Source organism: Brucella tritici, assembly GCF_008932285.1.
Taxonomy (GTDB): Bacteria; Pseudomonadota; Alphaproteobacteria; order Rhizobiales; family Rhizobiaceae; genus Brucella; species Brucella tritici.
The window spans coordinates 26,672-39,832 of sequence record NZ_WBVY01000008.1; the positions used below are offsets into that span (position 1 = coordinate 26,672).

The window sequence follows — 13,161 nt, forward strand, 5'->3', positions numbered from 1 at the left end:
CTCGATGAGACTTGGTATAGCTTACGATATAGAGCAAAATCCGGCCGGAGTGAAACGAGGATCGGTAAGATTATGCCGGATCGCGGCCCTCAACGCGCCGGATAGCCGTTCGGGTGCGCCGGAATGGCTTTCAGATAGGCGGCAATGGCATTGCGATCCGCTTCGGCAATATGGGCCATATTCGCAACCACGTCTGTCATCGAGCCGCCAAGCGAATCGAAATCCGGGGTAAAGCCGCTTTGCAACGCGTAGGAGATGTCTTTTTCGCTCCAGCCGCCGATGCCCGCTTCGTCCGGCGTGATGTTCGGAACAACGCCTCGTTTTCCGTCGCTGCCGGTTTCCGGTGACAGTGCTCCGGCCAGCCATTTGCCGGTATCCAGCCCGCCAATTGTGTTGCGCGGCGTGTGGCATTCGCCGCAATGGCCAAGCGCTTCTGTCAGATACTGGCCGCGCTTCACATGATCGGAAGCATTTGCGATTTCCACCGCTGGCCGGTCGGTCAGGTAAAGCTGCTTCCAGAGGCCGAGCCCTCGCCGGATATTGAAAGGGAAGGAGAGCTTATGCGGGGCCGCGACATTGTCGGAAGGCGGCAGCGTTTTCATAAAGGCAAAGAGGTCGGCCACATCCTGCGGCTGCATCCTTGTATAAGAGGTGTAGGGGAAGGACGGATAAAGATGCTCATCCTGCTTTCCGACGCCTTTCAGCATCGCGTTGGCAAAATCCTGAATAGTCCAGGTTCCAATTCCCTGCTCGGACGGGGAAATATTGGGCGCAATGAAAGTCCCGAAATCTGAAACCAGCTCATGGCCGCCCGCCAGCACCTTGCGCGCATCACCCGAGGCACCGGGTGCGGCATGGCAGGAAGCGCAGCCGCCCGCCCAGAAAACCTGTTCGCCCTTGACGGGGTCGCCGGGCTTCATCGCGTCCAGCACGGTCGCGTCCACCTTCTGCGGTGTGGTCAGAATCCAGAAAGCCGCAGCTCCAAGGACGACCACGGCGCCTGCGACATATGCCAGTTTTCGGACCATTCCATCCGTTCCCGTCTGGCGGTTCCGGCGATTGCGGACCGCTCTTATGGCTGTCATTCAACAGGGTCGTTAGAGCGCGGGGCATTGGCACCGCGCCACTCACATCCAGCACACCGAATGTTTCCGTCCGGTGTGCTCTGTGTCAACAGTGAAGATCAGTTCTTCTTGACGCGAAAGGCCTGATGGCAGGAACCACAATTGGCGGCGACCTGCTGGAAGGCTGGCTTCAGCGCATCCAGATCCTGCGGCTTGGCTGCCAGTGCTGCTGCGGCATCGGTCTGGAATTTTTCGACGTGCTTGACGAAGTCGTCCTTGTTTTCCCAGATTTTCGGAGAAGCTTCGGTGTCACCCTGATCAGAACCAGCAGGGAACAGCGTGTCCACGTCCAGCTTCTTGGCGTCGGCATCGATTTTTTCGAGTGCAGCAAGAGCTGTGGCTGCGTCGAACGGCTTCTCGCCCTTGACCATGGGAGCAATCGACCCAACCGAACGTCCAAGGTCCTTCATGATTGCCTGACGATCAGCGATGACGTCAGCCTGTGCGACACCGGCAATCAATACCGCTGCAGAGCTGACAGTCAGGAAAAACAAACGCATACGATTCTCCATATTTAAAAAATGAACAAAAATTCTCCCTTGGTTCAAATATCCGATACAATCCTGTACATTGCAATCATCGCATCGAGTAAATCCCCAGTGTGGCAAGTATCATTCTGAATTTATAGGGATTATTACATTGGATTCACGTTATCGTGAAAAACATGACTTAAATACTATTGTTTTATACTGAAGGTTTTTTCAGCAAAAAGTGCGAGCCTCCTGCGGAGGAAATCAGTCCATCATTCACGCGGCTGCATCCGGTTTCAGGATAAAGGCATGCGTGAAGACAAAGAGAGAGCATTTCCAATGGTTCAATCAAAACAGGAGAGGCTCCAGGCTGTCCAAATAAAAAGGCCCCGGAAACCGGAGCCTTTTCGAGCATGTAAACTTTAATCAGACGAACTGGCCGAGGCCCGGAATTGCGCCGATGACGGCATCGACTGGTTCGTCACCGGCCTTTTCCTTGGCGAAGCGGATGGTTTCCTTGGCAACGCCGGAAATTTCACCCATGCCGAGGCCAGCGCCCATGAGCTGCGAGCCGAGACCCATCACGCCGCCCATCAGGCCAGACAGGAAGCCGCCGCCCTTGACCTGCGCGATTGCTTCTTCGGCACCGGGGAATGCTGCCAGAAGCTTCTGGACTTCCGCTGCCGGACCTTCCTTCTGCAGGAAGGCGAGGATCATGCCGACTGCCTTTTCTGCCGTTGCCGCATCGATGCCAACTTTGGAGGTGATGCGTGCGATCAGTTCTTCCATGGAAACTCTCCCAAAAATCTTACGTTTACGTAATATGCATTCTCGCCTTCGCTTTGCAAGCCGCCATGAGCGAAAATATTAGAGCATGTTTCTGAAAAGTGGGAACCGGCTTTCGGATAAAATCATGCTCAAACAAAAACTTAGAGCGAGACGACGATAAAACTTACAAACATCCCGCTCTAGAGCATATCTCCCGAAAGTGGGAACCGGTTTCGGGATAAAGACATGCGTAAAAACAAACAGATAGAGCATTTGCAATGATTCAATCAAAACAGCAAATGCTCTTGGAGAATATGCCTCGTGAGGTGACGAGATAATTACGCTGTTCGAATTTCCTGCAATTCAAGTTCCTCGATCATGACCTGCCGCATGACGAATTTCTGGATCTTGCCGGTTACGGTCATCGGAAACTGATCCACGAATCGGATATGGGCCGGAACCTTGTAATGCGCGATGCGCTGTCGGCAATATTCGGCCAGCTCCTCTTCGGAAAGCTGGCCATCCTTGTGCAGCTTGACCCAGGCGCAGATGATTTCACCGAACTTTCGATCGGGAATGCCGAATATCTGGACGTCGCTGATCGCGGGATGGGTGAAGAGGAACTCTTCAATCTCGCGCGGGTAGATGTTCTCGCCGCCGCGAATGATGAGATCCTTGATGCGCCCGACGATGTTGCAATAGCCTTCCTCGTCTATCGTCGCGAGGTCTCCCGTGTGCATCCAGCCCGCATCATCTATGGCGCCGGCTGAACTTTCCGCATCGTTCCAGTAGCCGCGCATGACGCTGTAGCCCCGCGTCAGCAATTCGCCCTTTTCGCCACGCGGCACCACCTTGCCATCCGCATCGACGATCTTCACCTCCAGATGCGGATGGATGCGCCCGACGGTGGAAACGCGCCGCTCCACAGGGTCAGTCGTCGAGCTCTGGAAACTGACCGGGCTGGTTTCCGTCATGCCATAGGCGATGGTGATTTCGCTCTGGTGCATCTCGCTCACCACACGCCGCATCACTTCGATGGGGCAGGGCGATCCGGCCATGATGCCGGTGCGCAGGCTGGTGAGGTTGAAACGGCTGAATTCCGGGTGATCGAGCATCGCAATGAACATTGTCGGCACGCCATGGAGGCCGGTGCATTGCTCCTCTTCAACGGTCTGGAGCGTCAGGAGCGGATCGAAACTCTCGTTCGGGATCACCATGCAGGAACCATGGGTCACGCAGGCAAGATTGCCGAGCACCATGCCGAAGCAATGATAGAACGGCACCGGGATGCAGAGCCGGTCCTGTTCGGAAAGCTGCATCGCCTCGCCGACGAAAAACCCGTTATTGAGGATATTGTGATGCGAGAGCGTTGCGCCCTTCGGGCTGCCGGTCGTGCCGCTGGTGAACTGGATATTGATGGGATCGTCAAATTGCAGTTCTTCGGCAAGCTGCGCCAGTTCTTGCCCGGTGACTTCATCGCCGGATTGGGCGACATCGTCGAAATTCAGCATGCCCAGCGTCTGTTCCGCGCCGAGCCGGATGACGCACCTTAGATTGGGAAGTCGCTCGGACATCACGTGGCCGGGGCGGGCTTCATCCAGTTCAGGCACGATGCTGCGCAGGATATCGATATAGTTGCTGGTTTTCAGTGACGGCGCGAGGATGAGTGCTGCGCATTCGACTTTCCCCAGCACATATTCCAGCTCATGCGCCCGATAGGCCGGGTTGATGTTGACGAGGATCAGACCCGCCTTTGCGCTCGCAAACTGGGTGAGAATCCATTCGAGATTGTTCGGCGACCATATGCCGAGACGTTCGCCGGGGCGAAGCCCGATGGCGAGGAAGCCTTCGGCAAGCCGATCGGTCAGTTGTTTGAGTTCGGAATAGGTCAGCCGGATATTCTGGTGCCGGACGATCACGGCAGGACGGTCGGGATATTTTTCCGCGATCTGGTCGAGATGCCGACCGATCGTATTGCCGATGAGAAGCTTGTCGCTCGCACCGTGTACATAACTGGCCTGCTGCATTTCCGATCCTCCCAAACCGAAGATGACGCCCGAAGGCGATGCATCAAGTGTTGGGAGGATGCCATTCGCGAGGCTTCGTGAAAACCGCAGTTTTTATGTTCAGCTTCAGCGCTTGGTGCAACGCACCAGAGTAGCGGCGCCAGCATTGGTGTATTTGCTCTGCATCGTATAGAGCCAGCCCTTGCATTCAGACATGCTGCTGAAGCACCGGACACGGTCGATCGAAACCAGTCCGTCGCCGCCTGTGATGAAGGGCGAGTCGTCCACGCCGCTGAACTGGCCGACGATGATGCCGCTGCCTCTTCTCGGCACGTTGCAACGCTGGCCCGCATATTCGCTGACATCCTTGCGCACCTGCGCTTCAGCCGACATCGGCAGCGCGACAAGGCTGGAAACCGCAAGCGATGCGGAAGTGAGGCAAACAGCAATGACCTGACGCAACATCGGTTTCTCCCTAAAAAGAATAGCTATTGAACAATACTATAAGATCATAAGCGAAGTAGCGCGTTTTTTCAGAGCATGTCTCCCGTAAGTGGGAACCGGTTTCGGGATCAAGACATGCAAAAAATGAAGGAAGCATCGCATCCTAAAAACCGGACGCGATGCTTGTTTTCGCGGATCAGAGCGTGTCGCCCGCCTTGCCTGTCACCTTGAGCGCGAAGGCATAGGTATAGGCGACTTCCTCCAGTCGCGAGAAGCGACCCGACGCCCCGGCATGGCCCGCATCCATATTGATACGGAACAGGACGGGATGGTCGTCGGTCTTGAGCTCACGCAGTCTGGCGACCCACTTTGCAGGCTCCCAATACGTGACGCGCGGATCGGTAAGGCCTGCCACGGCCAGAATGGCGGGATAGGCCTGACGGCTGACATTGTCGTAGGGCGAATAGCCGGCAATGATCCGGTAATCCGTTTCCGATGTGATCGGATTGCCCCATTCGGGCCATTCCGGCGGGGTCAACGGAAGAGTGTCGTCCAGCATCGTGTTCAGCACGTCAACGAATGGCACTTCGGCAATGATGCCGCCGAATGCGTCGGGGGCCATATTGGCAATCGCGCCCATCAGCATGCCGCCTGCCGAACCGCCATGCGCAACGATGCGGTCATGACTGGTGAAGCCTTCGGCAACGAGGTGCTCTGCGGCAGCGATGAAATCGGTGAACGTGTTCACCTTCTTGTCGCGCTTGCCGTTTTCATACCAGGCAAAACCCTTGTCCTTGCCGCCGCGGATATGCGCGATGGCATAGACGAAGCCGCGATCCACGAGCGAGAGCCGCGACGTGCTGAAGCTTGCCGGAATGGTGATGCCATAGGAGCCGTAGCCATAAAGCAGGCAGGGCGCGGAGCCGTCGAGCTTTGTATCCTTGTGATAGAGCAGGGACACCGGCACCAGTTCGCCGTCCGAAGCCTTGGCGAAGACCCGGCGCGTGACATAGTCATGCGCATTGTGACCGGAAGGAACTTCCTGCGTCTTCAAAAGCTTCCGCTCCCGTGTCCGCATATTGTAGTCGAAGAGCTGTTCCGGCGTTGTCATGGACGAATAGGAGAAGCGGATCACATCCGTATCATATTCGGCGCTGCCGTGAAGGCCGAGCGAATACGCCTCCTCGTCGAAGGCGATGGCATGTTCCTCGCCGGTTTCGCGATCGCGGATCACGATGCGCGGCAGGCCGTTATCGCGTTCCATCCAGACAAGATGATGCTTGTAGGCGGAGTGTGACAGGATCAGCCGCCCCGGCTTTTCCGCCACGACCTCGACCCAGTTTTCCGGCTGCGGTGTGGCAGCAGGCGCCTGGCATATCTTGAAATCCTTGGCACCATCCGCATTGGTCAGGATGTAGAACACATCGCCACCCGGTGCGATGTCATATTCCGTACCGGTCTTGCGCTCCATGACGAGCTGCGGCTTTGCCGCCGGATCGCTGGCTGGAAGGAGCCAGCATTCCGACGTTTCATGGTCATGAATGTCGATGAAGATATAGTCGTCCAGCGCGGAGCCGCCGACACCGAGGAAGAAGCCTGGATCTTTCTCTTCATAGATCAGGTGGTCCTCAGACTGGTCCGTGCCCACCTTGTGATAGAAGACCTTGGACGGTCGATGGTTCTCATCGAGGCGCGTATAGAAAAAGCCCTTGCTCTCCGCATCCCACGCACCGCCGCCATTCGTGTCGGTGACGATGTCTTCAAGGTCTTTCATGGACGACAGGTCACGGACTTTCAGCTTGTAGAATTCTGAACCCTTGTCATCGTAACCCCAGATCAAAAGCTGGTGATCCGGCGCATGATCGGCTGATGCAAGGCGGAAATAGGCCTTGTCCTTGCCTTCGACGTCACCGTCGAGAAGGATGGTTTCCGCGCCGCCATCGCGTGGCGTGCGAATGAAATAGGGCTGCTCGCCGCCGGTGCGATAGGACACGCCATAGGCGAAAGGCCCATCCTTGGCGGGAACGGAGGAGTCGTCTTCCTTGATGCGCCCGCGCATTTCTGCGAACAGGCTTTTCTGTAGCGCTTCCGTGTCCTTCATCAGCGCTGCCTGATATGCATTCTCTGCTTCCAGATGCATGCGAATTTCAGGGGACAGAACCGATGGGTCCTTGAATACTTCCTGCCAATTGTCTGCACGCAACCAAGCATAGTCGTCGGTGCGTGTGATCCCGTGGCGGGTGTCATTGACCGGATGTTTGGCTGCATGCGGTGGTTGAAGTTGGGGGGAGCTTTGAGACATCCACAATTCCGATGAAAACTGTTTCGATTTGCTGCAAGGCCGGTAAGCCGTGCCTTCTAGAGCATTTCCTGTTTTGATTGAATCATTGGAAATGCTCTATCTGTTTGTTTTTACGCATGTCTTTATCCCGAAACCGGTTCCCACTTTCGGGAGACATGCTCTAGTGGATTGAATTTGACGTTTGAATCCCGGCTGACATAGATGCTGTTTCAAACGTCAAATTCGAAAAATCCACCAGATACATATACTTCCTAGTGGTCTTTTGGATACCAACATTTGCTCAGCGCTTGAACCGAGGGGTGCAAATGTTGGAATCGGACCACTAGCGGGTGATACTGGTGTTTATATAGTTGTCCAAAAAGGCGAAAGCGAGTTGATTCCGTTGAAATATATTTGAGCAATGCCTTTTTGAGGCCCGATTCTGCGGCCAAAAGCTACGTAACGGAAACATGTTAGTCTTGCACGACGTACAAGAAAACTTGAGGGAGAAAACTATTGCTAACGCTGGCCGGGCAAATTAAAGGAAGCACGGCAGTGAACTGCGGCTTCATCCATATCCTTCAATAAATGACAGGGGCGGCGACGCGAACACATCGCGATTCAAAGTTTCCCAATCTTAGTAAGGTTGAGTTCGAGTTTTTCTATTTGCCGATTCAAGAAGAAAGACTTGTCGGTAATGTAATGTGGTTTGACAATTCTATTGCAAATGACATTATCAACTGATATTCGCAATCGCGAACGGATGGGGCAGAGTTTTGGAATACGTAACGACGATGGCAGGCGGGGATCTCCAGTCGTCGATTACGCAACAATAAAAAGTAAAAAGGAAATCTACCTTATGGAAAATCTGGACACGCACGACGAGAGCGCAGAACTGCTTCTAAGCCTTACTGCAGATGTCGTAGCCGCATATGTCGGCAATAATTCGATTCGCGCTGGCGAGCTGCCGCTGCTGATCGCTGAAGTACATGCCGCTTTCAAGCGTCACGTCGAACGCGAAGAAGCGCCTGTCGTCGTTGAGAAGCCGAAGCCTGCCGTCAACCCGAAGAAGTCGGTTCATGACGATTACATCATCTGCCTCGAAGACGGCAAGAAGTTTAAGTCGCTGAAGCGTCACCTGATGACCCATTACAACATGACCCCGGAACAGTACCGCGAAAAGTGGGATCTCGATCCGAACTATCCGATGGTTGCTCCGAACTACGCTGCTGCTCGTTCGCGTCTGGCGAAGAAGATGGGCCTGGGTCGCAAGCCTAAGGACGCTTAATCGCTCCGACATTTCGAGCGAGCTGCGCTTTACCGCATCTGTTCTGAAAACTTTATAGAAATGGCCGTTATCGTTGAGCTTATGCTTTTTGATAACGGCCATTTTGTTTTGGGCTGAGCATTTTCGGAAGCAAATGATCTTTTCAACCGATCCGGTCGAAAGCCTGTTTCAATGCAATGTGCCGGTTCAGGTCATAACTCCAGTGACCACACATGCCTTTCAAGCGCTCCCTTTCCATAAGGCGCGTCAACCGCCGTTTGGTGCGCTCTTTTTCTTCCTGCGGTGCCGTGAAAACTTCATCGAGATCGATACCGGCGATGATCTGCAAGGCAATGCGCTGCATCGCGGTCAGTTGATTCTGTTTTTGCCGGGCAAAAAATAGTGTGCGGGCGTGTTTCAGATCCGCTTCCATGGCAATTATCCTCATTTCCTGATGCGAAAGAGCATGAGCCATGCAGAATTGTGTTGGATAATATTCCTAGATTTTGCCGGATTTTTCTGTAAAATAGCTATGGATCGTAATCGACCGAGGCAAGTTAATGCCGCGATGACAAGGTCTTAGCCTATGTTAGAAGTGTCGAAACCAACCAAAGACGGCAAATTATTCCACGAAACTTATCCACACTTGCATTTTCCTCCGTATAAGAAGATATTCCTATTCTGGCGAGGAAAGATGAATGTCGTTGGAACTATCGGATGTCATTCATACGCGGGCGGAAGCTTTCGAAGCATTGAAGGTGCTTGCTGCGCGGCATGGGCGAAGCCTTAGCCTCGAAAGGGTGGAGGGTATCGCCGACCGTTCGCGGGAGCAGCAGAATGTTGTGCTCTGTGATGCCCTTATCGATTTGCTTGTGGCTATGTTCGGTGTTTCCGGCGCTGAATTGCGGTCGCCCCTGCGGTGCAGGCGTGAGGTGGCCCGTGTTCGGCAGATCGGCATGTATGTTGCGCATACGGCTTTCGGGCTGGCCATGCGCGAAGTGGCCGCCGGATTTGCGCGGGACCGGACAACGGTAATGCATGCCTGTCATCTGGTGGAAGACATGCGGGACGATACGGATTTCGATGCAATCGTCACGACATTTGAACGGATTGCGCAAAGTGCCTTCACGGCCTGGAGGATGGCGGCATGACCACCCAATTGTCGGCATCCGAAGCGAGAATCATGCGGTTTTTGAAGAATGGCGACTGCGAGGTTCAGGATTCCGTTCGCGCTTCGCATGTTTTGCTTGCGACGGAACAGGGGGCCATTGCCGCCTCCCGCGCCGAGCTGGAGGCCATGCAAAAAAGGGGATTGCTGCATTGGGAGGAGGAGCGGCTTGTTCTATCGCAGCCCGCCAACCGACCTTTGAAAGATGGCGGCAAGTCATTGTCCCGCCCGGCAAGAACCTTGCAGACTATCGACTATGAGCAGGGCGAAAGGGTTGAGATCAATCTGGAGGAATCGCCGCTTGCCATGCTCTACAGGCGCAAGAATGCGAATGGTTCGTCCTTCATTTCGGAAAGCGAGTTTCTGGCCGGCGAAAGGCTACGCGCCGACTATACACGCGGGTCGCTGATGCCATCCGTCACCATGCGCTGGGACACCCGCGTCGGAGGTGGGCGCAGCGGGCCGGGAGGCATGGCAGAGCTGACGGATATCGCGCTGGCCAGCCGCATCCGTGTCGAGCGGGCACTGGAAGCGGTCGGACCGGAGCTGAACGGTGTTCTTGTCGATGTCTGCTGTTTTCTGAAAGGGCTCGAAACCGTGGAACGGGAGCGGCAGTGGCCGGTTCGTTCGGCCAAGATGCTGCTCAAGGTCGGTCTGGCCGCGCTGCACCGGCACTATAATCCTCACCTCGAAAAGGAGCGGGGAAGAGCGGTTGTCCTGCATTGGGGAACCGACGACTACCGGCCGCAGATGCGACCGCAGACTATATGAGCTGACGAGGCGGCACCCTCATTGACAGCTATCGGAGGCAGGTCTATCGCCTCTTTCTCAAAGGGACTCTGTGCCCGTTGGGGAAGTGGGGAGAAATCACATGAATTCGGTACGGGATCGGCTGGAAAGCATCCTGACGCGACTGGAAGCGCGGGCAGCAAGCGAACACGTTTTCAGCAAGGTCTATGCACAACAGGCGCGGGCTGAGGCGGATGCCGCCGATGCGCGCCTTCGCGACGGGCGCCCCGTCAGCCCGCTCGATGGGCGTATTGTTTCGATCAAGGATCTCTTCGATGTTGCCGGAGAGCCGACACTTGCCGGTTCGGTTATTCGACGCGATGTGGCTCCGGCAACGCAGGATGCCATGATCGTCCGGCATCTGCGCGAAGCGGGTGCGGTCATTGTCGGCAAGACCCATATGACGGAGTTCGCTTTCACGCCGGTCGGTCTCAATCCGCATTACGGCGAGCCGGGCAATGCGATTGATCCGACGCGTGTTCCGGGCGGATCGTCGTCGGGTGCGGCCGTTTCGGCAGCGGAAGGCACCAGCGAAATCGCTATCGGTTCGGATACCGGCGGATCGGTGCGCATTCCGGCAGCGCTGAACGGCATTGTCGGCTTCAAGCCGACTGCGCGGCGCATTCCGCTGGACGGTGCATTTCCGCTGGCGCCGTCGCTCGATTCCGTTGGTCCGCTGACCAGGACAGTGGCCGATGCCATTATAACCGACGCGATTATGGCAGGCGAAGCGCCCGTGTTGCCGGACGCCCTGCCGCTCAAGGGGCTGCGCATCGCACTGCCGAAGGGCTATCTTCTGGCCGATATGGAGCCGGACGTCGCGAGACATTTCGAGGCAACCGTTGCGCTTCTTGAAAAAGCAGGAGCGATCATTGCCGATCTGGAAGTCGATGATCTGATCCAGCGTTTGCGCGAGGCAACCCGCGTCGGCTCCATCGCCGGGATCGAGGCAAGTCATATCCATGCGTCGACCTGGCTTGGCGATCCTGATGCCAATGTCGATATTCGCGTGAAGCGCCCTCTGGCTGTTCGCGTCAAGGTTCCGATGGAAACCTATCGCGGGATCATGGAAACGCGCGCTACGCTTGTTCGTGAAATGGACGAGCGCCTGAGCGGCTTCGATATGTTCGTAACGCCAACCACGCCGATTGTTGCGCCGACGATTGCTTCGGTCAGCAATGACGAGGCTGAATATGACCGTGTGGAAGGGCTGCTGCTGCGTGATACACAGGTCGGAAACCAGTTCGACCTGTGCAGCATCACTGTGCCGATGCCGGGCATGACGCTGCCGACCGGCTTCATGCTCAGCGCACGCGGCGGCACGGACAAGAGGCTGCTCGCCGCAGCCTTGTCGGTTGAGAAACTTTTAGAGCCTGAATCAAAAAGCGGCATGTGAGTGCGAAAATGGTGATTTTCGAGTACCGGAGCGCAATGTACTTTTTGGTACTTGAGCACCGGAACGCAGGTAAATTGCCATTTGCAGCCGCACAGGGCGACTTTTGGAACGGGTTCTTAGGCTGATTCTTTCGCCAGCTCTGCTTCACGACGGATGCGCGCCACCATGGCGCGCAGTCCGTTGGAGCGCTGCGGCGTCAGATGTTCGTCGAGGCCGAGCTTTTTCAGGATGGCTTCCGGGTCCACGGCGAGAATGTCCGAAGCCTTTTGGCCCGAATAAAGCGCCAGCACGATGGCCACCAGGCCGCGCACGATATGCGCATCGGAATCGCCCAGAAATTCGATAATCGGATCGTTGCCGTCTTGCGGCAGCGTCTTCAGCCAGACCTGGCTGACGCAGCCCTGAACCTTGTGCGCAGCATCGCGCGCATCGTCGGGATAGGGCGGCAGTTCCTTGCCGAGATCGATGACATAGCGATAGCGGTCTTCCCAATCGTCGAGAAATTCGAAATCGGACATGATGCTATCGATGGTCGTGGTCATGATACTCGCCTGAAAGAAGTTTCTTGCCGCTTATATAGTCATGAAACACCGCAAGGTCACGGAAAACTCGAGCGCACCCAGATGCGTGTCTAAAAAAGCTCTAGCGTTGAATGGAACCAGTCGGGCGACGGTCCAGTGTGCGCAGGGCTTCTTCCCGCGAGGTCGGGATGGGAATGCCGATTGCGGCCTGCATAGGTGCGGTGGCAACCGGTTCCACACTCGCAGGCGGTTGCGGTTTTGTGCCGAAACGATCACTCAGATATTCGAGGGCAGCGCGGCTTCCTTCCAGAAGGCCGCTTCCGGCGCTGGAGACAAGTGAGGTGCCGTTCTGGCAGAAGGAAGGGTTGTCGATGCACAGCTTGCCCAGTTCCACGGCGGTTTTGCCATTGGCGAGAAGCTGGTCGATAGAATCCGGCTCCCGCTTCGTCTCGGCAATGGCTGGCTTCTCCTGCGGCTTGCTTTGCTCATCCGCAGGGAAGAAGCGCGGCATCACGATGAATGCCAACGACAGCCAGAATACGGATTTGAGGAGAAAACGGATCATTGCCTTCTTGCGGTTGCGTGCTCTCGGTTTGCGTCAATGTCCGATGAATTGGAAAAGATTCCGTAACTGTTCGGTTTATTGGAGCGCATCCCGAAAAGTGTGAAACGGTTTTCAGACAAGATGCGCGTCATGGTAAAGTATTTAAACGTCAAAATTGTGCCGTGGCTGTGGTTTCGCCACCTGATCGCTACTCTCTGTTTACCATAGGCAGAAAAGCAGACCCGACGCGTCACTTATCCGCTTTGGGCGGTCTCGCTTTATCGTTTCTTTAAAGCCTCGGCTGCAATCTGTTGCTGGCTGGGAGAGCGTCGTCACGGCGAACGGTTTTCCGGTTTAGACCATGCAAGAGTATTGAGTGAGTA

General features: G+C 55.6%; 13 protein-coding genes. 4 read left to right on the forward strand and 9 right to left on the reverse strand.

What is annotated here, in order from left to right; translation table 11 throughout:
• Positions 1–89: 89 nt before the first annotated feature.
• The 6 genes from F9K94_RS22115 to F9K94_RS22140 form a co-directional block, all read right to left on the reverse strand.
• The gene (locus F9K94_RS22115) at positions 90–1,028 is read right to left on the reverse strand and encodes a cytochrome c (RefSeq protein ID WP_151648628.1); all 939 of its coding nucleotides are present in this window, start codon (positions 1,026–1,028) and stop codon (positions 90–92) included.
• 155 nt (positions 1,029–1,183) lie between these two features.
• Entirely contained in the window at positions 1,184–1,624 is a 441-nt protein-coding gene (locus F9K94_RS22120) for a c-type cytochrome (RefSeq protein WP_151648630.1), read from the reverse strand.
• Between the two features lie 396 nt (positions 1,625–2,020).
• Positions 2,021–2,383, reverse strand: coding sequence for a DUF2267 domain-containing protein (locus tag F9K94_RS22125; RefSeq protein WP_010661572.1), 363 nt, complete (start codon positions 2,381–2,383; stop codon positions 2,021–2,023).
• 317 nt (positions 2,384–2,700) lie between these two features.
• A complete protein-coding gene (locus tag F9K94_RS22130) occupies positions 2,701–4,389 on the reverse strand; it encodes an AMP-binding protein (RefSeq protein ID WP_151648632.1) in 1,689 nt (562 codons plus the stop codon).
• A 105-nt stretch (positions 4,390–4,494) separates the two neighbouring features.
• Positions 4,495–4,833, reverse strand: coding sequence for a hypothetical protein (locus F9K94_RS22135; protein ID WP_151648634.1), 339 nt, complete (start codon positions 4,831–4,833; stop codon positions 4,495–4,497).
• A 175-nt stretch (positions 4,834–5,008) separates the two neighbouring features.
• Entirely contained in the window at positions 5,009–7,114 is a 2,106-nt protein-coding gene (locus F9K94_RS22140) for a S9 family peptidase (RefSeq protein ID WP_151648636.1), read from the reverse strand.
• Positions 7,115–7,952: 838 nt separating this feature from the next.
• Here F9K94_RS22140 and F9K94_RS22150 point away from each other — a divergent pair.
• The gene (locus F9K94_RS22150; protein ID WP_010661576.1) at positions 7,953–8,381 is read left to right on the forward strand and encodes a MucR family transcriptional regulator; all 429 of its coding nucleotides are present in this window, start codon (positions 7,953–7,955) and stop codon (positions 8,379–8,381) included.
• 142 nt (positions 8,382–8,523) lie between these two features.
• Here F9K94_RS22150 and F9K94_RS22155 read toward each other — a convergent pair whose 3' ends face one another.
• On the reverse strand, positions 8,524–8,793 hold the full coding sequence (locus tag F9K94_RS22155; RefSeq protein ID WP_151648638.1) for a cytoplasmic protein: 270 nt from the start codon (positions 8,791–8,793) through the stop codon (positions 8,524–8,526).
• Positions 8,794–9,064: 271 nt separating this feature from the next.
• Between F9K94_RS22155 and F9K94_RS22160 the strand changes: the two genes are divergently transcribed.
• The 3 genes from F9K94_RS22160 to F9K94_RS22170 all read left to right on the forward strand — a co-directional run bounded on the left by F9K94_RS22160 (position 9,065) and on the right by F9K94_RS22170 (position 11,713).
• Complete coding sequence (locus tag F9K94_RS22160; RefSeq protein WP_151648737.1) at positions 9,065–9,511, forward strand: helix-turn-helix domain-containing protein; 447 nt, start codon at positions 9,065–9,067, stop codon at positions 9,509–9,511.
• On the forward strand, positions 9,508–10,299 hold the full coding sequence (locus F9K94_RS22165; RefSeq protein ID WP_151648640.1) for a DUF6456 domain-containing protein: 792 nt from the start codon (positions 9,508–9,510) through the stop codon (positions 10,297–10,299). Before F9K94_RS22160 ends, F9K94_RS22165 begins: the two co-directional genes overlap by 4 nt.
• A gap of 100 nt (positions 10,300–10,399) precedes the next feature.
• Positions 10,400–11,713 carry an amidase gene (locus F9K94_RS22170; protein WP_151648642.1) on the forward strand — a complete coding sequence of 438 codons (1,314 nt, stop codon included), beginning with the start codon at positions 10,400–10,402 and terminating at the stop codon, positions 11,711–11,713.
• Positions 11,714–11,829: 116 nt separating this feature from the next.
• On the opposite strand, the gene F9K94_RS22175 is transcribed toward F9K94_RS22170, so the two are convergent.
• Together F9K94_RS22175 and F9K94_RS22180 are read right to left on the reverse strand one after the other, a co-directional pair.
• Positions 11,830–12,255, reverse strand: a complete 426-nt coding sequence (locus tag F9K94_RS22175) for a SufE family protein (protein ID WP_151648644.1) — start codon at positions 12,253–12,255, stop codon at positions 11,830–11,832.
• 100 nt (positions 12,256–12,355) lie between these two features.
• Positions 12,356–12,799 (reverse strand): hypothetical protein, encoded by a 444-nt coding sequence (locus F9K94_RS22180; RefSeq protein ID WP_151648646.1) that lies wholly within the window; start codon positions 12,797–12,799, stop codon positions 12,356–12,358.
• Between the last annotated feature and the right edge of the window lie 362 nt (positions 12,800–13,161).